This is a genomic window from Rhodoferax sp. XS2R6 (genome assembly GCF_056521365.1).
The window spans coordinates 207,524-228,509 of record NZ_JBWMAY010000003.1; the positions used below are offsets into that span (position 1 = coordinate 207,524).

20 protein-coding genes are annotated in these 20,986 nt (G+C 65.7%); 8 read left to right on the forward strand and 12 right to left on the reverse strand.

The annotated features are described in order from the left end of the window. The first annotated feature begins 24 nt into the window (after window positions 1-24). The 5 genes from AC097A_RS12545 (at window position 25) to AC097A_RS12565 (ending at window position 5,301) form a co-directional block, all read left to right on the forward strand. Window positions 25-1,134, forward strand: coding sequence for a DUF2855 family protein (locus tag AC097A_RS12545; RefSeq protein ID WP_479621094.1), 1,110 nt, complete (start codon window positions 25-27; stop codon window positions 1,132-1,134). 120 nt (window positions 1,135-1,254) lie between these two features. Beyond that, window positions 1,255-2,007, forward strand: coding sequence for a metallophosphoesterase family protein (locus tag AC097A_RS12550; RefSeq protein WP_105259370.1), 753 nt, complete (start codon window positions 1,255-1,257; stop codon window positions 2,005-2,007). After that, window positions 2,004-3,536, forward strand: a complete 1,533-nt coding sequence (locus AC097A_RS12555) for a serine/threonine protein kinase (RefSeq protein ID WP_479621095.1) — start codon at window positions 2,004-2,006, stop codon at window positions 3,534-3,536. Before AC097A_RS12550 ends, AC097A_RS12555 begins: the two co-directional genes overlap by 4 nt. Window positions 3,537-3,589: 53 nt before the next feature. Beyond that, a complete protein-coding gene (locus tag AC097A_RS12560) occupies window positions 3,590-4,639 on the forward strand; it encodes a serine/threonine protein kinase (protein WP_479621096.1) in 1,050 nt (349 codons plus the stop codon). Continuing rightward, complete coding sequence (locus AC097A_RS12565; RefSeq protein ID WP_479621097.1) at window positions 4,636-5,301, forward strand: phosphatase PAP2 family protein; 666 nt, start codon at window positions 4,636-4,638, stop codon at window positions 5,299-5,301. The genes AC097A_RS12560 and AC097A_RS12565 overlap by 4 nt, the downstream gene beginning before the upstream one ends. Here the strand turns inward: AC097A_RS12565 and AC097A_RS12570 are convergent. Continuing rightward, window positions 5,282-6,136, reverse strand: a complete 855-nt coding sequence (locus AC097A_RS12570; protein WP_479621098.1) for an NAD-dependent epimerase/dehydratase family protein — start codon at window positions 6,134-6,136, stop codon at window positions 5,282-5,284. The two genes, AC097A_RS12565 and AC097A_RS12570, sit on opposite strands and share 20 nt — an antisense overlap. A gap of 59 nt (window positions 6,137-6,195) precedes the next feature. Here AC097A_RS12570 and AC097A_RS12575 point away from each other — a divergent pair, with 59 nt between their 5' ends. Then, the gene (locus AC097A_RS12575; RefSeq protein WP_479621099.1) at window positions 6,196-7,038 is read left to right on the forward strand and encodes a Rossmann-like and DUF2520 domain-containing protein; all 843 of its coding nucleotides are present in this window, start codon (window positions 6,196-6,198) and stop codon (window positions 7,036-7,038) included. A 51-nt stretch (window positions 7,039-7,089) separates the two neighbouring features. Here the strand turns inward: AC097A_RS12575 and AC097A_RS12580 are convergent, their stop codons facing one another. The 8 genes from AC097A_RS12580 to AC097A_RS12615 form a co-directional block, all read right to left on the reverse strand. Next, on the reverse strand, window positions 7,090-8,391 hold the full coding sequence (locus AC097A_RS12580; RefSeq protein ID WP_479621284.1) for a PepSY-associated TM helix domain-containing protein: 1,302 nt from the start codon (window positions 8,389-8,391) through the stop codon (window positions 7,090-7,092). Window positions 8,392-8,401: 10 nt separating this feature from the next. Then, a complete protein-coding gene (locus AC097A_RS12585) occupies window positions 8,402-10,837 on the reverse strand; it encodes a TonB-dependent siderophore receptor (RefSeq protein WP_479621100.1) in 2,436 nt (811 codons plus the stop codon). Between the two features lie 96 nt (window positions 10,838-10,933). Further along, window positions 10,934-11,935 carry a FecR family protein gene (locus tag AC097A_RS12590; protein ID WP_479621101.1) on the reverse strand — a complete coding sequence of 334 codons (1,002 nt, stop codon included), beginning with the start codon at window positions 11,933-11,935 and terminating at the stop codon, window positions 10,934-10,936. Further along, window positions 11,926-12,444: a sigma-70 family RNA polymerase sigma factor gene (locus tag AC097A_RS12595; RefSeq protein WP_479621102.1), complete on the reverse strand. Its 519-nt coding sequence runs from the start codon at window positions 12,442-12,444 to the stop codon at window positions 11,926-11,928. The genes AC097A_RS12590 and AC097A_RS12595 overlap by 10 nt, the downstream gene beginning before the upstream one ends. 176 nt (window positions 12,445-12,620) lie before the next feature. Next, complete coding sequence (locus AC097A_RS12600) at window positions 12,621-13,223, reverse strand: exopolysaccharide biosynthesis protein (protein ID WP_479621103.1); 603 nt, start codon at window positions 13,221-13,223, stop codon at window positions 12,621-12,623. A gap of 2 nt (window positions 13,224-13,225) precedes the next feature. Further along, entirely contained in the window at window positions 13,226-14,185 is a 960-nt protein-coding gene (locus AC097A_RS12605; protein WP_479621104.1) for a TerC family protein, read from the reverse strand. A 283-nt stretch (window positions 14,186-14,468) separates the two neighbouring features. Next, entirely contained in the window at window positions 14,469-15,284 is an 816-nt protein-coding gene (locus AC097A_RS12610) for a phosphatase PAP2 family protein (protein ID WP_479621105.1), read from the reverse strand. Window positions 15,285-15,292: 8 nt separating this feature from the next. Continuing rightward, entirely contained in the window at window positions 15,293-16,795 is a 1,503-nt protein-coding gene (locus tag AC097A_RS12615) for an ArnT family glycosyltransferase (RefSeq protein WP_479621106.1), read from the reverse strand. A 73-nt stretch (window positions 16,796-16,868) separates the two neighbouring features. Between AC097A_RS12615 and AC097A_RS12620 the strand changes: the two genes are divergently transcribed. Both AC097A_RS12620 and AC097A_RS12625 read left to right on the forward strand, forming a co-directional pair. Then, entirely contained in the window at window positions 16,869-17,060 is a 192-nt protein-coding gene (locus AC097A_RS12620; protein WP_105259384.1) for a 4-oxalocrotonate tautomerase, read from the forward strand. A gap of 63 nt (window positions 17,061-17,123) precedes the next feature. Next, entirely contained in the window at window positions 17,124-18,014 is an 891-nt protein-coding gene (locus tag AC097A_RS12625; RefSeq protein WP_479621107.1) for a class II glutamine amidotransferase, read from the forward strand. Window positions 18,015-18,044: 30 nt separating this feature from the next. Here AC097A_RS12625 and AC097A_RS12630 read toward each other — a convergent pair whose 3' ends face one another. From AC097A_RS12630 to AC097A_RS12640, 3 genes are all read right to left on the reverse strand, one after another. Then, entirely contained in the window at window positions 18,045-18,611 is a 567-nt protein-coding gene (locus AC097A_RS12630; RefSeq protein ID WP_479621108.1) for a PKD domain-containing protein, read from the reverse strand. 172 nt (window positions 18,612-18,783) lie between these two features. Continuing rightward, window positions 18,784-19,737 (reverse strand): glutathione synthase, encoded by a 954-nt coding sequence (gene gshB, locus AC097A_RS12635; RefSeq protein WP_479621109.1) that lies wholly within the window; start codon window positions 19,735-19,737, stop codon window positions 18,784-18,786. A 29-nt stretch (window positions 19,738-19,766) separates the two neighbouring features. Continuing rightward, a complete protein-coding gene (locus AC097A_RS12640; RefSeq protein ID WP_479621110.1) occupies window positions 19,767-20,984 on the reverse strand; it encodes a benzoate/H(+) symporter BenE family transporter in 1,218 nt (405 codons plus the stop codon). Window positions 20,985-20,986 lie beyond the last annotated feature (2 nt).

Below are 20,986 nucleotides of genomic sequence, written 5' to 3' on the forward strand. Positions count from 1 at the left end.
GCCTTTTGTCTTATGGTGCCGCGCATGGACACCACCGACCTCCTCATCCGCAAAGCCCAGCTCGGCCAGACCCAGCTGCACACCCACACCCTGCCCGCGCTGGCCGACGGCCAGGTGCGCGTGCACATCGACCGCTTTGCCCTTACCTCCAACAACATTACCTACGCCGCCTTTGGCGACGCCATGCAGTACTGGCAGTTCTTCCCCGTGCAGGGGATTGAAGACGCCGACCAGTGGGGGCGCATTCCGGTGTGGGGTTTTGCCACCGTGCTGCAAAGCCGCCATCCTGAGGTGCCCGTGGGGGAGCGTGTGTATGGGTACTTTCCCATGGCCAGCGCGGTGGACCTGATGCCCGGCAAGGTGCACGCCCATGGTTGGGCCGATGTGGCACCCCACCGCGCCACCCTGCACGCGGTCTACAACCAGTACACCCGCTGCGCCACCGACCCGTTCTACACCGCCGACACCGAAGACCTGCAGGCCCTGCTGCGGCCGCTGTTCATCACCTCCTGGCTGATCGACGACTTTCTGGATGACAACGCCTGGTTTGGCGCGGGCGACATTGGCACGCCCTGCATCCTGCTCTCCAGCGCGTCCAGCAAAACCGCCTACGGCACCGCCTTCCAGCTCGCGCAGCGCACGGGCATCGAGGTGGTGGGGCTCACCTCGGAGCGCAATGTGGCGTTCTGCCAAAGCCTGGGCGTGTACCACCGGGTGCTGACCTACGCGCAGCTGGACCAGATTGCGCCCGGCACACCTTCCATCTATGTGGACTTTGCGGGCAACGCAGCGTTTCGCAAGGCGCTGCACACCCACTGCACGGTGCTCGTCTACAGCAGTTCCATTGGCGGCACACATGTCTCCGAGCTGGGCGGTGGCAAGGATCTTCCGGGCCCGCGCCCCACGCTGTTTTTTGCACCCGCGCAGATCAAGAAGCGCAGCAGCGAATGGGGCGGCGCCGAGCTGAACCGGCGCCTGGTGCAGTCCTGGCAGGGCTTTGTGGCGCGGGTGCAGCTGCCCGCACCCTGGCTGCAGGTGCAGCACCACACGGGGCCAGAGGCGATGCAGGCGGCCTACGCGGCCATTTTGGCGGGCGAGGGCGATCCGCGCGGCGGCCATACCCTGTCGCTCTAAGGCCACAGCAGCAGGGCCGTATTTGACGCATATCAAGACCCGGCGCAGCAACTCCTGCAAACTTGCCGTCAGGCACCGCACGCATGATGGCGGGTTTGCACCCCTGAACACGGAGACTTGATGAGACTGGCCTTGCTGTCGGACATTCACGGCAATATCCAGGCGCTGGACGCCTGCTTGGCCCACGCACGCGCACAGCAGGTGCAACGCTTTGCTTTTCTGGGCGATCTGGTGGGTTATGGGGCCAACCCGGCCGAGGTGATCGAGCGGGTCACGTTGCTCACCGAAGAAGGCGCCATCGTCCTCAAGGGCAACCACGACGACATGGCCGTGCGCCCGCCGGCCACCGTCAAAACCGTGGGCGACAGCACCGCCACCTGGACACACCAGCAGCTCAGCCCCGCGCAGCGCCTGTGGATTGACACCCTGCCCTTCACCCACCACCTGGACACCGTGCTGCTGGTGCATGCCAGCGCCGATGGCCCCGAACTCTGGCGTTATGTCTACGACCAGCGCGCCGCCGCGGCGAGCCTGAACGCCGCCAGCGAATGGCCTGGTGTGCGCTACGTGTTTGGCGGCCATGTGCACCTGCAAACCCTGTACTACCGCGGCGCTACCGACGGGCTGATGCTGTTCACCCCGCAGCCCGGCGTAGCCGTGCCGGTGCCCAAACACCGGCAGTGGCTGGCCACCGTGGGCTCGGTGGGCCAGCCGCGCGACGGCAACCCCCAGGCCATGTACGCGGTGCTGGACACCGAGCGCGCGCAGCTCACCTTCCACCGCGTGCCCTACGACCACTACAGCGCCGCCGCCGCCATCCGCCGCGCCGGCCTGCCCGAGTTCTTTGCCCACCGGCTGGAGCAAGGACGATGAAACTGCTGGAGCCCGGCGCCACGCTGGATGGATTCACCATCGAGGAGTGCATCCACTCCGGCGGCATGGCCCACATCTACCGTGTGGTCTATGCCGATGGTCGGCCCGGCCCGGGCTTTGCCATGGCCATGAAAATCCCGCGCATGACGGCGGGCGACGGGGCCGAAAACATCGTCAGTTTTGAGGTGGAATGCCAAATCATGCAGACCCTGCACGGCAGCACCACGCCGCGTTTTGTGGCCGCGGGCGACCTGCAACACACGCCTTACCTGGTGATGGAGTACGTCATCGGCCACACACTGCAGCACTGGCTGGACGGCCCGCAGCCTGTGGCGGTGGACACCACCGTCAGTCTGGGCGTTGCCATGGCCCGCGCGGCGCACGCGCTGCACCAGCAAAACACCGTGCACCTGGACCTGAAACCCGCCAACGTGCTGCTGCGTGATGATGGCAGCGCGGTGCTGCTGGACTTTGGCCTGTCGTGCCACGCGCACTACCCCGACCTGCTGGCCGAGCAGTTGCGCAAGGCGGTGGGCTCGCCCGCATGGATTGCCCCCGAGCAAGTGGTGGGCATGCGCGGCGACCCGCGCAGCGATGTGTTTGCGATTGGCGTGATGCTCTACCAGCTGTGCACCGGTGAGCTACCGTTTGGCACGCCACAAACGGCAGCGGGCCTGCGCCAGCGCCTGTGGGTGGACCCAACCCCGCCGCGCAAGCTACGTGCGGACATTCCAGCCTGGCTGCAAGAGGTGGTGCTGCGCTGCCTGGAACCCGAAGCCGCCAAGCGTTACCCCTCTGCCGCCCACCTGGCCTTTGACCTGAGCCACCCCACCCAGGTGCATGTCACGGCACGTGGCACCAACACCGTGGGCACGCCGTTTCGCACCCATTTCAAGCGCTGGTTCAAGGCCGCGGGCATGCACTACCAGCCCAGCCCCCTGCCCGCACGGCAGTTGCAAGAGGTACCCATCGTCATGGTGGCCGTGCCGCACAAAGACGTGACGGACGCCACGCTGTACTCGCTGCGCGAGGCCGTGGCCCGCGCACTGGGCACCCGCCCCGGTGCCCGCCTGGCCTGCGTCACCGTGATCAGCAGCAGCCAGACCAGTGCCTCGGACGAAGACAAAAGCGAGACCAATGTGCACCGCCGCTACCTCACCACGCTACGCCAGTGGGCCCAGCCGCTGGACCACCCGGGCCACCAAACCTCTTGCCATGTGCTGGAGAGCGGTGACGTGGCCCAGGCCCTGCTGGACTACGCACGCGGCAACCACGTCAGCGTCATCGTGATGGGTGCGGCCACCCACGGCCTGATGACGCAGCGTTTTGTCGCCACCGTGCCGATCAAGGTGGCCATGGACGCGCCCTGCACCATCATTCTGGTCAAGCAAAGCCTGCCGTTTGCACAGCTGGGCAGCGGCTCGCCCTATGCCCACCTCCCCCCGGCGGGCTACTCGGACTCGGATGCCGACAGCGCGGCGGCCCCCGCTGCGCCGCTCTACGGAGACGACTTGGGGCCGCTGGGCTAAACCGGGGAAGCCACCCGCCCAGCAGGGGCAAGCCCGCAGAGGACAATCGGGACATGCACAGCACTGCGGGCACTGCCCTTCACCCCTTTGAATCCCTGACCCCCGACCTGGTGCTGGACGCACTGGACAGCGTGGGCCTGCGCGGCGATGGCCGCCTCACCGCCCTGTCGTCGTACGAAAACCGCGTCTACCAGGTACAGCTCGAAGACGGCGCCCCGGTCGTCGCCAAGTTCTACCGGCCCGAACGCTGGACGGACGCGCAGATCCAGGAAGAACACGACTTTGCGGCCGAACTCATGGCCGACGAAATTCCGGCCGTGGGGCCGCTGGTCTTGAACGGCAAGACGCTACATACATTCGGCGGATTCGCGTTCAGCGTGAGCCCACGCCGTGGCGGGCGCCCGCCCGAGCTGGACGACGGCGAGGTGCTGGAGTGGATCGGCCGCTTTCTGGCCCGCATCCACGCCGTGGGAGCCAAGCGACCGTTTGTGCACCGCCCGGCGCTGGACGTGCAGACCTTTGCCATCGAACCCATGCAATGGCTGCTGGCCAACGACAGGGTGCCGTTGGACGTGCAAAGCGCCTGGACCACCGCCTGCCAAAGCGCTATAGATTTAATAGCTGCTCGCGCAGATATGGCGGGCGCTACAGGCCAAAACAAGTCCAATTCCAGCGGTATACGCCAGTTGCGCCTGCATGGCGACTGCCACCCCGGCAACATCCTCTGGACGCCCACCGACGCCGTGGCCACCGCCGGCCCCGGCCCGCACTTTGTGGACCTGGACGACGCCCGCACCGGCCCCGCCGTGCAAGACCTGTGGATGCTGCTGAGCGGCGACCGCCAGCAACAAACCCGCCAGCTCGGCATGCTGGTGGACGGCTACGAGCAGTTCCGCGAATTCGACCGGGCCGAGCTGGCGCTGATCGAGCCGCTGCGCACGCTGCGCCTGATTCACTACAGCGCCTGGCTGGCGCGGCGCTGGAGTGACCCGACCTTCCCCGCCAACTTTCCATGGTTTGGCAGCAGCGACTACTGGAAGGGCCAGGTGCAAATGCTGCAAGACCAATGTGAAGCCATGCAGGAAGACCCGCTGGTCGTATGAACGGGGATGTGAACAACGCGCCTGCGGTGGCGCCAGTGTGGTGGCTGATCACGCACCTGGGGTCGTCCAGCCTGCTGCTACCCGCCTTTGGGCTGCTGGTGTGGGGCCTGTGGCGCAGCGGTGCGCAAACAGCGGCGCGCCACTATGTGCTGGCCATGGCCGGGGCGGTGCTGGTGACGGTGGTGAGCAAGTGCCTGTTTTACGGCTGGGGCATCGGTATAGCCGCGCTGGACTTTACGGGTGTCAGTGGCCACGGCTTGTTGGCCAGCGCCATTTTGCCGCTGCTCTTGCGCGGCCTGCCCGGTGGCAGCGCGCACCGCTGGGGGCCTGCACTGGGCGCAGGCTTGGCCTTGCTGGTGGGCGTGTCGCGCGTGATGGTGGGCGCCCACAGCGTGAGCGAAGTGCTGGCCGCCTGGCTGCTGGGCCTGGCGGTGAGCTGGCCCGTGGTGCAGCGCCTGCGCACGGCAACGGTGGTGCATTGGAGCACCCGCTGGGCGCCGCTGCTGCTGGTGCTGGCACTCAACACCTCTACCGCCACCTACTTGCCCACGCACGCCCTGGAGGTGCGCATCGCCTTGTGGCTGTCGGGGCAGGTCCAGCCGTTCACACGGCACCAGTTGCACCAGCCCCCTGCGGCGCTGCCTACGCCAACACGTCCTTGACGCCAAACTGCGGCGCGTAGCCCAGCAGGCGCGCCGCTTTGGCGTGTGAGATGAGCGGGTCGGTGCCCGCAAAACCGGGCGCAAACTCTGTCACCTCGGGCCAAAACTCGGCCAACAACTTGCGGCCGTCCTGGCCGGTCCAGTTGTGCGGGCCGGTGATGAAAAAGGCCTCGTGTTTGTGCTCCAACTCCACCTCCAGCGCCAGCCGGTGCGCCGTGGCCACGTCGCGCGCGTCCACAAAGGTCCAGAGGTTTTTGTACCAGTTGGCGTACTCGGCCACCAGCGTTCGGTAGAAGGGGCGCTGCGCATCGTCAGGCAGCCAGACCCAGGGCATGCGCAGGCACACGGTGCGCATGCCGTAGCGCTCGGTGTAGGTCTTGCAGATCTGCTCGCTCACCACCTTGCTCAGGCCGTACGGGTCTTGCGGGCGGGCGGCATGGGCTTCGTCAACGGGGATGTACAACGGCGCCAGCCGATGCGTAGCAAACGCAAAGCCCATGGTGGATTCGCTGGAGGTGAACACCACCTTGCTTATGCCATGCTGGGCTGCCGCTTCCAGCACATTGAATGTGCCGTTCACGTTGACATCAAACACACGTTTGGCCGGGTCGTTCAGCGGGTGCGGGATGCCGGCCACGTGCATCACCGCGTCGTAGCCCGCCATGGCCTGCAGCACCGCGTCCAGCTGCAGCACGTCCACCGCGTGGTGCACCACGTCGCTGCGCGCAGGGGCGGTCAAGTCCAGCACACCGACCTGGTAGCCGTGCTGCACCAGATCGTCCACAATGTATTTGCCAACGGCACCCGTGCCGCCTGTAACCAGTATTTTTTTCATGGCGCCATGGTAGCGGCGCCCTGCCCTTTTTGCGATCCCTCCACCCGCATCTTCTTCCCGTGACCACCCTCAACCTTCTTGGCAGCGGCCGCGTCGGCCAGACCCTGGCCACGCTGTGGCAGCGCCAGGCCACCTTCCAGATCCAGGACGTGCGCACCCGCACACTGGCCAGCGCACAGCAGGCCTGCGCCAGCATCGGTGCGGGCACCCCGGTGGATGCGCTGGCAGCCATGCGGCCGGCCGAGGTCTGGATGCTGGCCGTGCCCGACGCGCAGATTGCCACCGCCGCCCAGGCGCTGGCCGATGCCGCAGCGGCCTGGCCGCGCGGGGCGCAACAACAAGGCCCCATCGTTTTTCATTGCAGTGGGGCGCAAAGTGCGGCGTCGCTCGCCCCCCTGGCGGCACTGGGCTGGCGCACGGCCAGTGCGCACTGCATTCTGAGTTTTGCCACACCCGAAGCCGCCATCGAACAGTTTCCTGGTACTGCCTGTGCGCTTGAAGGACATGCGGAGGCCCGCGCCGTGCTGAAGTCCGCCTTTGCCGCCATCGGTGCCCAGTGCTTTGCGGTGGCCAGCGAGGACAAGGTGCTGTACCACGCAGCGGCCGTGTTTGCCACCAACTTTTTGCCGGTGCTACAAGCCGTGGCCGAAGACGCCTGGCAGGCCACGGGCGTGCCCGCACACCTGCTGCCCCAGCTGCGCGCCAGCCTGCTGCGCAACGCGGTGGACAACATCACCCGCCTGGGCCCGGCCGGCGCACAAACCGGCCCCGCCCAGCGCGGTGACCTGCCGGCCATCGCCCGGCAGGCGCAGGTGGTGCGCGACTGGGACCCGCTGGCCGGCGAGGCCTACCAGGCCTTGAGCGCGCTGGCGCTGCGGCTGGCGGGGCACTCGGCACCTTAGCGCGCTATTAAATCAGGAGCTGCTTGCGCAGTATCTACGTGGCTCAGAGGCCTATTTGATGCATAAATTGGCTGCCGGGACGGCTACGCGGGTGGCCACTACCTGTCGGGCCCGGCGTTTTTTCCACCAAATGTAGACCCCGGTGACGCTGAGCATGGCCACCACCACGCCCAACAGCGAAATCAGGATGCGCCCCGGCAAGCCCAGAATGCGCCCGCTGTGCAGCGGAAACTGCGCCTGCAGAAAGATGTCGGCGACCGAGCCCGTCCACAACAGGCGCTCCCCGACAAAACGGCCGTCTTTGCCGTCGTAGTACAGGCGCTTGTTGATGGAGCCCGGCGTGGTGTCGGACTGAAAAAAGTCAATGCCATAGATGCCCAGGCTCTGGCTGTAAAACACACTGCCCGGGGGCTCGGGCCAGCCTTTGGCCTGGGCATCGGCCGTGGCCTGCGCCAGGGCCTGCGCATAGTCCAGCACGGGAAGGATGGGCTGGTGTTTGGGCGCAGGTTTGCGCTGCGTGAAGGGGTTGGGAGACACCTGCGAAAAGGTGGTGAGGAGCGGGCGGAAGATCTCGCGGTTCAGGTTGAGCGAGAACGCCGTGAAGGCCACGATGAACAGCAGCCCCCAGGTCCACAAACTCACGGCCCGGTGCATATCAAAGTTGAGTTTGTAGGCACCGGCGCGGCTGCGAATCTTCCATGCGGGCGCCCATAGCTGCCACCAGCCTTTGCCCGTTTTCAAAGCGCCCACTGCATCACCGGCCAGACCATCGCCCGGCTGGGGCTTGGCCTTTCTGCGCACCGGCAGCGTCAGGTAGGCGCCTACAAAACAGTCCAGCGTCCACAGAATCGCCACGCCTCCCAGCAGCCAGGTGCCCCAGCGGTCTATGCCCCACATCTCGGGCAGGTGCAGCGTGTGGTGGAACTTGTAGAGAAAGGAGACAAAGGTTTCTCTGCTGATGGGCCAGACGGCCCCCCACTGGCGGTGGCCCAGTTCTTGGCCACTCACCGGGTCGACAAAGACCTGGTTAAAGCCGGGTTCGTGCAATTTTTGGGTGGCGGGGTTGACCCTGGGCGCCACGCCGAAGGCCACGCTGCGGCCCGGCTCCACGTGCAGCGGTATAAAACGCACGGTCACCGTGGGGTGGCGCTGCTCGAGCTGGCGCGCCAGCTCCAGCGTGGAGGTACCTGGCAGCCCCTCGGGGTTAGGCTGGGCAGCGGTCAAGTGCGGGTTGAGCCACGCGTCCAGCTCGTGGTCCCACGAGATGACCGCACCGGTCACCCCCGTGAGGAACAAGAACACGGCGGTGCCCAGCCCTACCCAGCGGTGCAAAAAGGTCCAGAAGGGGCGCATCGACAAGCCCTTAGAACTCCGTGCTGACCGAGAACAAGGCCGTGCGGGGCGTGCTGCGGGTCAGGAAGCCGGTGCGCACCGCAAGCCAATGGGACGAATCGGTCACGTTCTCGATGGAAACGCGGAACACCGTCGACTTGCCCGCCACGCGGGTGCTGTAGCGCAAGCCCAGGTCATAGCTGTCAAAGGCGGGGATGCTTTGCGTGTTGTCTGCACTGGCGTACTGCTTGTCCACCTTGGTGTAGCGCCCCGTCAGGGTCAGGCCCGGCCAGGCGCGCACATCCCATTCACCGCCCAGCACCAGGCTGTAGTCCGGAATGCCGATGGCTTTTTTGCCATCGTTGGCAGCGTTCAGGGTTTTGGATTGCAGCGCGTCAAACAGGGCCAGCCCCGCATTCAGGCGCATGCCTTTGGCCACCTCGCCAAACACCGACAGCTCCACGCCGCGGTTGACCTGCTCGCCATCCATCACCAGGTAGTTGGCGCTGTTGACAAAGGACACCGGCTGCAGAATCTGGAACAGCGCCGCACTGGCCCCAAACGCACCCGCGTCGTATTTCAGGCCGGCCTCGACTTGTTTGCCCTTGAACGGGGGGAAGACCTCGCCCTTGTTGGCCGTAGTGCCGCCCGCCACCGGCCCTTGCGAGAGGCCTTCGGCATAGTTGGCGTACACCGACGTGGTGGGCATCAGCTTGTAACTGGCGCCCACCGAGGGGGCCACGGCCGACTGCATGAACCGGCGCACTTCCACCCCCGAGGCGTACTCGCCAATGTCCAGCTTCTGGTAGCGCAGCCCGGCCACCAGGTGCAGGCGGTCGTCCAGCAGGTGCATGGAGTCCACCACACTCACGCTGTCCGAGGTCGTGTCCTGAAAACGCAGAAACGGCAACCCGGTGGGCGGTGTGGGCGCTGCCACAAACACCGGGTTGTACAGGTTGCTGGTGAAGGCACTGCCAATCGTGCGGGTCAGGCTTTGCCCATCGCCGGTGAAGCGTGAATACCCCAGCACCATCTGGTGTTTGACCTGGCCGGTGTTGAACCGCACCCGCCAGCCCAGCTCCCCGGAACGCATGTTGGACCCCGTGGCGAAGACGCTGGGCTGGGCGGTGAAGTTGCCATTGGCCGCGATCAGGCGGGTGCTGCCCGCATTGAGGTTGGATTCTTTGTAGTTCACGCCCCCCAGCACACCAAACACCGTGGAGTCGGGCGTGAAGTCGTACTCCAGCCGGGTCACGAGGGACACGCTTTCGGTGTCGCTGCTGTCCCATGCCTGGCTGATGGCCTGTGTGGTGGACGGCGGCGCGGGGAGTTCGAAGCCGGCGTTGAACCGGTGAAACTGCGGAAACCCATCGAACTGGCGGCGGTTTTGGGCCACGTCCACACTGGCACGCAGCTTGTCGCCGGCGTAGTCCAGTGCCACCGACAGATGCTCGGTGCCCACTTTTTCTGCCACCACGCCGGTCGCGCCTTCTCGCTTGGCCGCGTTGATGCGCAACCCCCACTCGTGCTCCTCGCCAAACCGGCGGCCCACATCCACATGCCCGCCGGCCTGGCCGTGGGAAGAGCCGGAGAGGGTCAGCCGGGTCAGGGGAACATCGGTCCCCCGCTTGGGCACCAGGTTGATGGCGCCGCCATTGGTGGTGCTGTTTGGGCTGATGCCGTTGAGCAGCGCACTGGGGCCCTTCAGCACTTCGACGCGCTCGAACTGCTCCATCGCAATGCGCCGTGTATCGACCACCGCAAAGGTTTCGTTGAAAGACACGTCGGCACTCAGCAGGTATTGGCCGCGCAAAAACAGTACGTCGACCGCGTTGCTTTCCGAGTTGGTGGACCGCACGGCCGGGTCGACCGCCAGCACGTCAATCAGGCGCCGGGCCTGCACGTCGCGCACCGCCTGCTCGGTGTAGCCGCTGATGGCAAAGGGGGCGTCCAGCAGCTCGGTATTGCCCAGTGCACCCAGGCGTGCACCTTTGGCAACCTGCCCGCCGGCGAAAGGTTTGTACAGCGAATTGGGGTCCCGCGTGCCGGCCACCGTGACTTCGGCCAGGCTTTTCACCCCACCGGCGGCGGGCTCGCTGTTCGCGCCCCGCAAGCCATAGGTTCCTGGCGCCTGCGCCACGGCGCTGATGCCGCTGCCAAGCAGCAGCGCCGCAAAACCCTCGGCCACGCTGTACTGGCCGGCCAGCGCCGGTGCACGTTTGCCACTGACCACCGCAGGGTTGAAGGAGAGCGTGACACCGGCCTGGCGCGAGAAGGCGTTGAGCGCGTCCTCCAGGCTGGCGGCGGGCAGGTTGTAGGGCTTGCGCACAGGCTGGGCAGCCCGGCTGGCATCACCGGGGGCGGGTGCCTCGGGCACGCCAGTTGTGGCGGCGGCTGCAGCGCCAACCAACGCGCCGTGGATGAGCAAGGCGTGGATGAGTGAGGCAAGGGGATGGCGGGTAGGCATGGCAGTGGGGTTCACAAGACGTTCGGTTAAAAAGGTTGCTGTCCCCTCTATGCCGAACAGGCCCCGCAAAACCCGTAACCCTGAGCGCAAATTTTTTTAACGGCGCAGGATCGTCAGCGGCCCTTGGGGGCTACTGCCAATGCGCACCGGCAGCGTGCTCGCCAGCGCGTCCAGCGCACGGGGCACGGCCTGGGGGCCGTCGAGCTGGAACACGCCTGACACGCGCAGGCCCGCCACATCGGCTGCGCAGTGCACTGGGGCCCCGTGGTAACGCGACAGTGCCGCGGCAAGCGCGTCCAGCCGCATTTGTTTGGCCACCAGCACGCCGTCCATCCAGGCGGTGGGGTCGGCGTCGGGCTGCAGCACACGGGTAATGGGGGTCGTGCCCTGCCCGTCCAGGCGGTAGGTTTCGCCAGCCTGCACCCGCAGCGGCGCCTTGCCGTCCAGGTAGATGGCCACGGTGCCCTCGCGCACATGCAACTGGGTGCTGGCGAGCGGCGCACCACGGGTGGGCAACGTGTGCCGCACGGCAAACGCGGTGCCAATGGCCTGCATGCGCACTTGCTGTGCCTGCACCCAGAACGGGCGCTTGCCGCCCAGGGCATCGGCGTCGGCACCGGTGTCGATAAAAATCTCGCCTTCACGCAGCACCAAGAGGCGCTGCAGCGGCGTGAACACCACATCCACCGCCGTGCCTGCATTGAGCTGCAGATGGGTTCCGTCGGCCAACAGCACTTTGCGCCGCTCACCGGGGCGGCTGGCATAACTGGCCTCCTCGCGCCATGGGGCCAGCCGCGCCACCAATGCGGCCGATGCCGCACTCAGCGCCCCCACACCCAGCAAGCGGAGGGCACGCCGGCGCGATGCGATTTTGCCGCTGGCCTGCGCGGCATCCAGGGTCTGGCGGGCCATGCGGGCGCTGCCCGTGGGGATGGCGCCAAACGCCTGTTCGACCCCTTGCACCTGCGTCCAGGCTTGTTCGTGCAGCGGGCTGGCGCGGCGCCAGGCGGCACAGGCCTGGCGTTCGGCCTCCCCCGCAGTGCCAGACTGCAGGCACACGGCCCATTGCACCGCCTGGTCCAGAGCGCTCAGGCCCATGGCAGCTCGGCCCGCATGGCCATGCAGTGGCGCAGCGCGGTGGCCATGTGTTTCTCTACCGTGCTCAGGCTCACGCCCATCTGCTGGGCAATGGCCACGTAGCCCAGTCCATCAAGCCGCGACAGCAGCAGCACGGTGCGCGCCTTGGGGTGCAAGCCATCCAGCATGGCGTCAATGCGGGCCAAGCAGTTGATCAGCATGGCCTGGTCCTCGGTGCTGGGAGTGTGGCTCTCGGGCAGGCCCGCCAAGGCTTCGAGGTAGGCGCGTTCCAGGGTCTGGCGGCGTGCTTGGTCTACCGCCAGGCCGCGTGCAATGGTGGTGAGCCAGGCGCGCGGCTCGCGCACCTGGGCCAGCGCTTGTGGCTGCCCCAGCACGCGCACAAAGGTGTCGTGGCTGAGGTCGGCCGCGTTGTGCGGGCAGCCCAACTTGCGGCGCAGCCAACCCAGCAACCAGGGGTAGTGCTCCAGGTAGAGGGTGCTGACGGTCTGCATGGGAGGGGCGACGGACATGAAGGCGTGGGCCGGGCACAACCATCCAGGCTCGGACAGCAGGCAGGCAGGAGGCAGTGGAATAATCTAAATGCGAATTATTACCAATTAGATCCATCGCCGCAAGCGCCTGGCCTCTGCCTGTGGTGTATCCGGAACGGGAGCGCACCCTGGCGCTGCGACTCACACCACCACGGCTAAGCCAGCCAGCCGCTCCACACGCCCGGCAACCACTGGGCGCCGCTCACCACCAAGGCCGCCAGGGCCAGGGCCCACGCGACACCCAGTGTGGCACCTGCCAGCACGGCCAAGCCATCTTCAAACACCAGCCCCAAACCGATGAGGAGCAAGGCCACCGCCGGCACCACATTGCCAAACGGAATGGGGAGAAAAATGGCCCAGGCCATGGCCGCCACCAAAGGCGCCAGCCACACGCGGTGGCCGGGCTGCACCCACCAGCGCAAGCGCGCGCGCATCACCCGCGCGGCCTGCTCGTAAAGCCATGCCAGGGTGTGCAGGGCCCGGCGTGCCATGGGAGCCGACAACTGCAGCCGCCCCACCCTGCGGGGCATGACCAGCCGCGGAAAGTAGCGCCAGATCATCCAGGCCAGCGCGGCCAGGCCCAGGGACATCAGGGTGCCTGCGCCCGGCAGGGGCAGCAGACACGGCACCGCCAGCACCACCAACAGGGCTCCCGGCCCTGCCCGGCCGTGCAGCCGGAACAGCTGCTGCAGGCGCATGGGCTGGTCCTCCAGCGCCTCGGCCGCAGCCCGCAGGCGCCGAGCTTGCTGCTGGTCCACGGTCAAACGCTGCTGCGTGTGCTGCTGGAGCGCACACTCAGCCACATGGTGATGGCCAGAATGCCCACCACTACACCCAGCGATACACCCACCGGGATCTTGTAGATATCGATCAGGCACATCTTCGTACCAATGAACACCAGAATCACGGCCAAGCCGTAGTTCAGCAGGTGGAACTTGTTGGCCACGGCTGCCAGCAGGAAATACATGGCACGCAGACCGAGGATGGCAAACACGTTGCTGGTCAGCACGATGAAGGGGTCGCTGGTGATGGCAAAGATCGCGGGGATGGAGTCCACCGCAAAAATCACGTCGGTCAGCGCGACCAGGCAGATCACCATGAACAAGGGTGTGGCGATCTTTTTGCCGTTTTCCACGGTCCAGAAGTTTTCACCGTCGTAGTGCTTGCTCACGGGCAAGAGCTTGCGCAAAAGTTTGAGCGCGGGGTTGTCGTCCAGGCTGGGCTCCTGGCCGGCCGCCCACCACATCTTCACACCGGTGAGGATCAGGAAGGCACCGAACACGTACAGGATCCAGTGGAACTCGGCCAGCAACCAGCCGCCCACCAGGATCATGAGGGTGCGCAGCACGATGGCACCGATGATGCCGATCATCAGCACCCGCTTCTGGTAGTGCGTGGGCACCGCGAAGTAGGTGAAGATCATCAGGAACACAAAGATGTTGTCCACCGCCAGCGACTTCTCGATGAGGTAACCCGTCAAAAATTCGAGTGACTTGGTGTTGGCCAGCTCGGTGGAGCCCGTGCTGTCTTTGACCGCCCACCAGAACAGGCCATTGAACAAGAAGCTCAAGGCGACCCAAATGAGGGACCAATTGAGCGCTTCTTTAACGCCGATGTCGTGGGCGCCTTGTTTTTTGAGGACGACAAAGTCCACGAAGAGTGACATCAGAACGATGCCGACGAAGGTGGCCCATAGCCACAGGGGTGCAATAGTTTGCATAAGCAAGACCTCGAAATGGTTGAAACATTTCCTGTAGGTCTTGCGGGAGAGCGCACTGGTGGCGCCTCTGCATGTTCCGGCCGGGGCGATGGCAACGCACAACCCGCGACGTATTGACGAAACATGCAATCCCGGCACCTGCGCGCCGGGTTTGCTACTCCCCTAAAGGTGCGCGGATCATGGCAGAAATCACAATGCCCCCGCAAACCAGATTGGCTTGTGGTGCATCAATTAGCTATCCAATTTAATAGCTGCCTGCGCATATTCCACGATGGCTACAGCCCTATTTCGCATTAAATTTGCCGCGCAGCACACGCCAGGCGTACGCCAGCAGGCTCCCCACCGCCACCACCGCCAGCACCTGTTGCGCGACGTGGTTTTCCGCAAAATCCAGCTCCTCGGTGAGCAGGTGGTAAACGGACAAGGCCACCAGCACGGCGGCCATGCGCAACCACCAGGCCGAAGGTGCAAACTGCCTTTCGGGCAAGCGCATCCAGAGCTGGTGCCCCAGCAAACCGGAGAGCACGCCCAGGCTGGCGCCCACCGCCACATCGCCCGGCCAATGCGCCCCCACGGCAATCCGCGACAAACCAGCACCGGCCGCCAGCACCAGCAGCCACCAGTGGCGGCGGCGCTGGGCCACGGTGAGTGCAAAGTAAATGCCGGATGCCACCGCAAACGCCGTCAGCGTGTGACCCGAGGGCATGGACACGTTGTGCAGCAGCTCCCCCACCACCCGCATCTGCGTGTTGTCCACCACCGCAGCGGGGCGCGGGCTTTCAATGAAAAACTTGCCGGTGCGGGCAAACAACACGGCAAACGGCGCCGCACACAGCCACGCCACCATCAGGCGGGGTGCCAGCACCAGCAAGGGCGCGGTCACCGCCAGCAGGCCCCAGCCATTGCCCAGCAGCGACAGGCCCGTCCAAAACTCCGCAGCCAGCGGCGCACACCACTGGTTGATGGTGATGAAGAGGCTCGGCTCCCACAGTTGCAGCCACAAGGGCGTGCCCAGCACAAAGATCACCAGCGGCCACCACCAGGTGCGGGCGGAGACCGGGCTGGCCAGGGCATGGGGCGTGGTGGGTGGGGTCAACATGGGGCGTATCAAGAGGTGGGCGCGAGTGTAAGCCGGGGCTGCGGCTGGCCGGACCAGCCTCGGCAGTCGTAAAAGCGGAAACGGGCCAGTGGCCGGCCCCAGTGCGTGGCCTGCTGGGTGTCCAGCAGCGTGCAGCTGGCAAAACCCTGGGCGCCCAGCGGCACCTCATAGGCCAGGTGGGACCAGTCCACCAGCAAGGTGTTACCACCCACCGGCAGGTCGCCAGCCCAGAAGCGGAACTGGGTTTCGCGGTCTTCCAGCACATACACGGGCAGCGGCCGCGCGTACCAGCCCAGGCGGCTGGCCAGGGTCCAGTTTTGTACGGCCACACTGCCCAGGCCGTGTTGCGCGGCCAGGGTCTGGGCACGGGCGCCTGCGGCCTCCCAGCCATGCAGGTCGGCAAAGGGGTTGGGCTGCTTGGCCACCGCGGCATCACTGCCAGGCAACACCGGCCAGCCGGCGCTGAGCATCAGGCCCAACAGGCCTGCACAGGCCAGCGCCTGCAACCCACCCAGGCCCAGCACCAGCCAGCGCGCGGCCCGTTGGCGGGATTGCCAGGCCCGCGCCAGGCCCAAACCGGCCAGCGGTGCCAGCGCCACCCAGGCCGGGGCCGTCCAGTGCGGCAGGCTGGAGCCACCGCCCGCCATGTAGGCAAAGATGGCAAACGGCAGCACAAACGCAGCCCACAGCCAACGCGCGGTACGGGCTCCACGCGCCCAGGCCGCCGCCAACAGCAGCGGGCCAAAGGCCAGCAACTGCAGCAGCCCAAACCGCAGCACATGCAGCACCTGCCACTGGCTGCCTTTGCCATGGGCCAGCTGGTAGACAAACGACGCCCACTGGTGCTGTGCATTCCACACCAGCACCGGCAACACCAGCACTACGGCCAGCGCCAGCGCGGCCCACAGCCAGGGCTTGCGCAGCAGGCGCAGGCCATGCACACGCAGCAAAACCAAGCCCAGCGCCAGCGCGGTGAACACGGCCGTGTATTTGGCCAGCCCGGCCAGCCCCAGCAAAACGCCCATGAGCAGCCAGGCCGCCGGGCGGTCCAGTGCCTCGGGGTCCATCAGCGTGGTGGTTTGCCACAGCAGGGCCACGGTCAGCGCCATCAGCAAGGTGTCGGGCAGCAGGCCAATGCCCAGGATGTGCAGCAGCGGCGCCAATGCCAGCGCCAGCACGGCGCCCAGCGCAGCCGGCTGGGCGAGCGGGTGGCCCGCCAGCAGACGCAGACTCAGCCGGTACACGCCCCCCACCGTGGCCAGCCACAACACACCGGGGATGAGGCGCAACAGGCCGGTGGGCGCGCCCAGCGCCACCAGTGGCCACTGCACCCAGCCCACCAGCGGCGGGTGGTCAAAATAGCTAAGCGCCGGGTGCGCGGCGTAGAGCAGGTAGTGCGCCTCGTCCACCGACAGGCCCAGCGCCGCGCCCAGCAGGGCGTGCAGGCCAAACACCAGCGCCAACACCCCGCGGGCACGGCCATGCAAAGAAGACGGGAACAAAAATTGCAAGGGGAAGTCAGAGGAAAATGGAAACCCCCGCAGTCTAATCTGCGCCTTCTATATCCCCACCCCAAGGAACCCCATGCCCACCTACCATGTTGAATTGCTGGAAGGCCGCACCCAGGAGCAGAAGAAAAAGCTCGTGGACGAAGTGACCCGCGTGACCGTCGAAACCCTGGGCTGCTCGCCCGAAGCGGTGGACATCATCATCACCGACGTGAAACGCGACAACTGGGCCACGGGCGGCAAGTTCTGGAGTGAGCCGCGCGCATAAGCGTTGGCCGATTTCGCATAACGCCCAGCTCCCCTTGCCACCACCCCGGAGTAAACTGTTTCCATGTGCCAATTGCTTGGAATGAACAGCCATTTGCCGGCCAGCTTGACGCTGAGTTTCACCGGTTTTTCGCAGCGCGGCGGCTGCACCGACCACCATGCGGACGGCTGGGGCATCGCCTTCTTCGAGAGCGAAGGCGACCTGCCCGGCAAGGCGGCGCGGCACTTTGTGGACAAGGAAAGTGCATCCACCTCGCCGATTGCGAAGATGCTCAAGTCCTACCCCATCAAGAGCCACAACGTGGTGGCCCATGTGCGCAAAGCCACGGTGGGCGCGGTCACGCTGGAAAACTGCCATCCCTTCACGCGCGAACTCTGGGGCCGCTACTGGGTGTTTGCCCACAACGGCGACCTGAAAGAATTCAACCCGCCGCTGCATGGCAGCTTCAAACCCGTGGGCACGACCGACAGCGAGCTCGCCTTTTGCTGGCTGCTGCAGGAGCTCAACAAATCCCACGCTTCGGTACCGTCGGTCGAAGAACTCACCCACACCCTGGCCGAGCTGGTGCCCAAAATTGCCCGCCACGGCACCTTCAACTTTTTACTGAGCAACGGCCAGGCCCTGTGGGCCCACGCCAGCACCAAACTTTGCTACGTGGTGCGCCAGCACCCCTTCAGCCATGTGCAGCTCAAGGACGAAGACGTGACGGTGGACCTGTCAGAACTCAACGGCCCGGAAGACCGGCTGGTGATTGTGGTGACCGAACCGCTCACCACCAACGAGGCCTGGGTGGCCATGGAATCCGGCGAGTTGCACGCCTTTGTGGACGGCCAGCCGCTAACCCGCACCGTGTGCAAGGCCACACTGATCGCCGCAGCCGCTGCGGCCGCAGCCCTGCGCGAAGCAGAAGAGGCTGCCAAAGCCGCAGCCCTGGCAGCCCCAGCTGCGGTTTAGCGTTGCAGCGGGCCCTCGGCCCGCCAGCCTTTACGGCTTGCAGCCGTACTGGCCTTTTTTCACGTTCTCAAAGTAGCTCAGGTCGCCGCTGCAGACCGGCTTGTCGGCAGGCAGGGCGGTGCCAGCTTTGGCCGCGCAGGTGAAGGTACCGGTTTTGGGGTTGAGCTTGCCGGACAGCTTCCAGCCTTTGGCACACACCTCGGACGCCTTCAGCGCCGCGGGCTTGGCCGCCACGGCCGCACCGGTCACGGTGATGTCGACGGCGCGCTCGGGGCCACCGCAGTTGGGGTGGTTCTGCACATTTTTGCCGCCCAGGGTCACGTGGTAGGTGCCGGGTTTGTCGTAGCTGCGGGTCACCACCAGAGGTACGGGGGTGCTCACATCACTCACGGCGTCTTTGAAGGTGCCGTCACCAAAGCCGACCACAAAGCCGCAGTAGTTGGCATTGAGCACATCGATGTTGGCCGTGATGGTGACGGACTCGCCGACCTTGACGGTGGTGTTGGATGCGGTGATGGTGCCGAGCACCTGGGCGTGGGCCGCACCGGCAAAAAGGCTGGCGGCCAGCAGGGCTGCACATGGCATGCGTGTTGTCATGGGATGGTCTCTCCGTTGTTTCGTGCCGCTGCACCAACCGTGGCAGCGGACCACGCAGCGCGATTGTGCGCCGCTGGCGGCGGCACAACACACTATTCAGGCTGATCTGCCGCAATAAAGCGGCAATGTGTGAACTATGCCGCGCACCCCCATGCCAACCGCAAGCGGCCTGTTAGCGCCCTGCGGACTGGGCGGTTTCGAGCGCGTCCACAAACATGGCGGCCACATCAAATCCGGTCTGGTCGGTGATTTCCTGAAAGCAAGTCGGGCTGGTGACGTTGATCTCGGTGAGTGAATCACCAATCACGTCCAACCCCACCAGCAGCAGGCCACGCGCGGCCAAGACGGGGCCCAGCGCCTCGGCAATCGCACGGTCGCTGTCGCTTAGCGGCTGGGCCACACCCTTGCCACCGGCCGCCAGGTTGCCCCGCACCTCGCCACCCTGCGGAATGCGTGCCAGGCAGTAGGGCACGGGTTTGCCACCAATCACCAGCACACGTTTGTCGCCTTCGCGGATGGCCGGCAAAAACTTCTGCACCATCAGGGTCTGGGCGCCGTCCTTGTTCAGCGTCTCGATGATGCCGCCCAGGTTCAGGCCATCGTCCTTCACACGGAAAATGCCCATGCCGCCCATGCCGTCCAGCGGCTTCAAGATGATGTCGCGGTGCTCGGCGTGGAAGGCACGCACCACATCCGCATCGCGGGTGACCAGCGTGGGGCCGATGAACTGGGGAAACTCCAGAATCGCCAGCTTTTCGGGGTGATCGCGCAGCGCGCGCGGTTTGTTGAAGACCTGGGCACCTTCGCGCTCGGCCTGCTCCAGCAGGTGGGTGGCGTAGAAAAATTCGGAATCAAACGGCGGGTCCTTGCGCATGACGATGGCGTCAAAGTCCTTCAGCGCCACAGTGGTCGGCTCGGCTTCGGTGAACCAAGCATCGGATTGACCGGTGAGCGTGATGCGACGCACTGCCGCCTGTACCACGCCGCCACGTTGCCACACCAGGTGGCGGGGCTCGCAGGCAATGATGCGGTGGCCGCGCTTCTGCGCCTCGCGCATCATGGCAAAGGTGGTGTCCTTGTAAATCTTGAAGGATTCCAGCGGGTCGGCAACAAACAGAATGTCCATGGGGTTCTTTCTCGGTCAGGGGCCGCAGTTCAGGTGCCTGCAGGCTGGGTGCGGCCGTAGTGTTGCACCAAAAGCGCAATCCCGCCTGCCACCACCCCCCAAAACGCCGAGCCGACTCCGGCTATTACGACACCGCTGAGCGTGACCAGAAACGTGATGAGCGCGGCTTCGCGGTGGGTGTCGTCTTTGAGGGCGGCCGCGAGTGCCCCGCCAATGGTGCCCAGCAGGGCCAGCCCCGCGATGGCCGCCACCAGCTCCTTGGGGAAGGCAGTCAGCACACCGGTAATGGCGGCGCCAAACAGGCCAATCACCACATAAATAGCGCCGCAGGCCGCCGCCGCGGTGTAGCGCCGCGCGGGGTTGCTGTGTGCCTCGGGCCCCATACAGATGGCGGCGGTGATGGCGCTGAGGTTGAGCGCAAACGCCCCAAACGGCGCCAGCACCAGCGTAACCAGACCGGTCAGCGTGATGACTTTGGAGATGGGAATGCCGGCATCGCCGCCCTCTTTGCGTCGGTCGGCATAACCCGCGGCCTGGATGGCAGCCACACCAGGCAGGTTCTGCGAGGCCATCGTGACGACGAACAGTGGCAGCGACATGCTGATGAAGGCGGCCAGTGAAAAGGTAGGCGTGACCCAAACCGGCATCGTCAAGCCAAATTGGATGTTAGCGCCCGTGAATTCTGCGCGAGAAGCTACAAAAACAATAGCAACCAGCAGCGTCAGCGGCACCGCGTAACGGGGCACCAGGCGCTTGCCCAGCAGGTAGGTCAGCAGCATCAGCACGACCAGCGGCAAGGCTGTCTGCGCCGCAGAAAAACCCGACAAGCCAAAGCGCGCCAGCACACCCGCCAGCAGGGCCGAGGCCAGCGCCAGCGGAATACGGTTCATGATGCGCTCGAACCAGCCGGTGACACCTGCCACGGTGATGAGCACGGCGCACAGGATGAATGCCCCCACGCCTTCGGCCATGCCAAAACCACCGGCCGTGGCTGCCGTGGCCAGCACCGCTGCGCCCGGCGTGCTCCAGGCCACCATGACCGGCTTGCGCAGCCACAACGAGGGAACCAACGAACACAGGCCCATGCCAATGCCCAGCGCCCACATCCACGACGCCACCATGGCCGGCGTGGCGCCCAGCGCGAGCGCGGCCTGGAAGACGATGGCCACAGAACTGGTGAAGCCCACCAGCACGGCTACAAAACCGGCCGTGAAGGCTGAGAGACTCAGGTCTTTGAAAAAATGCATGG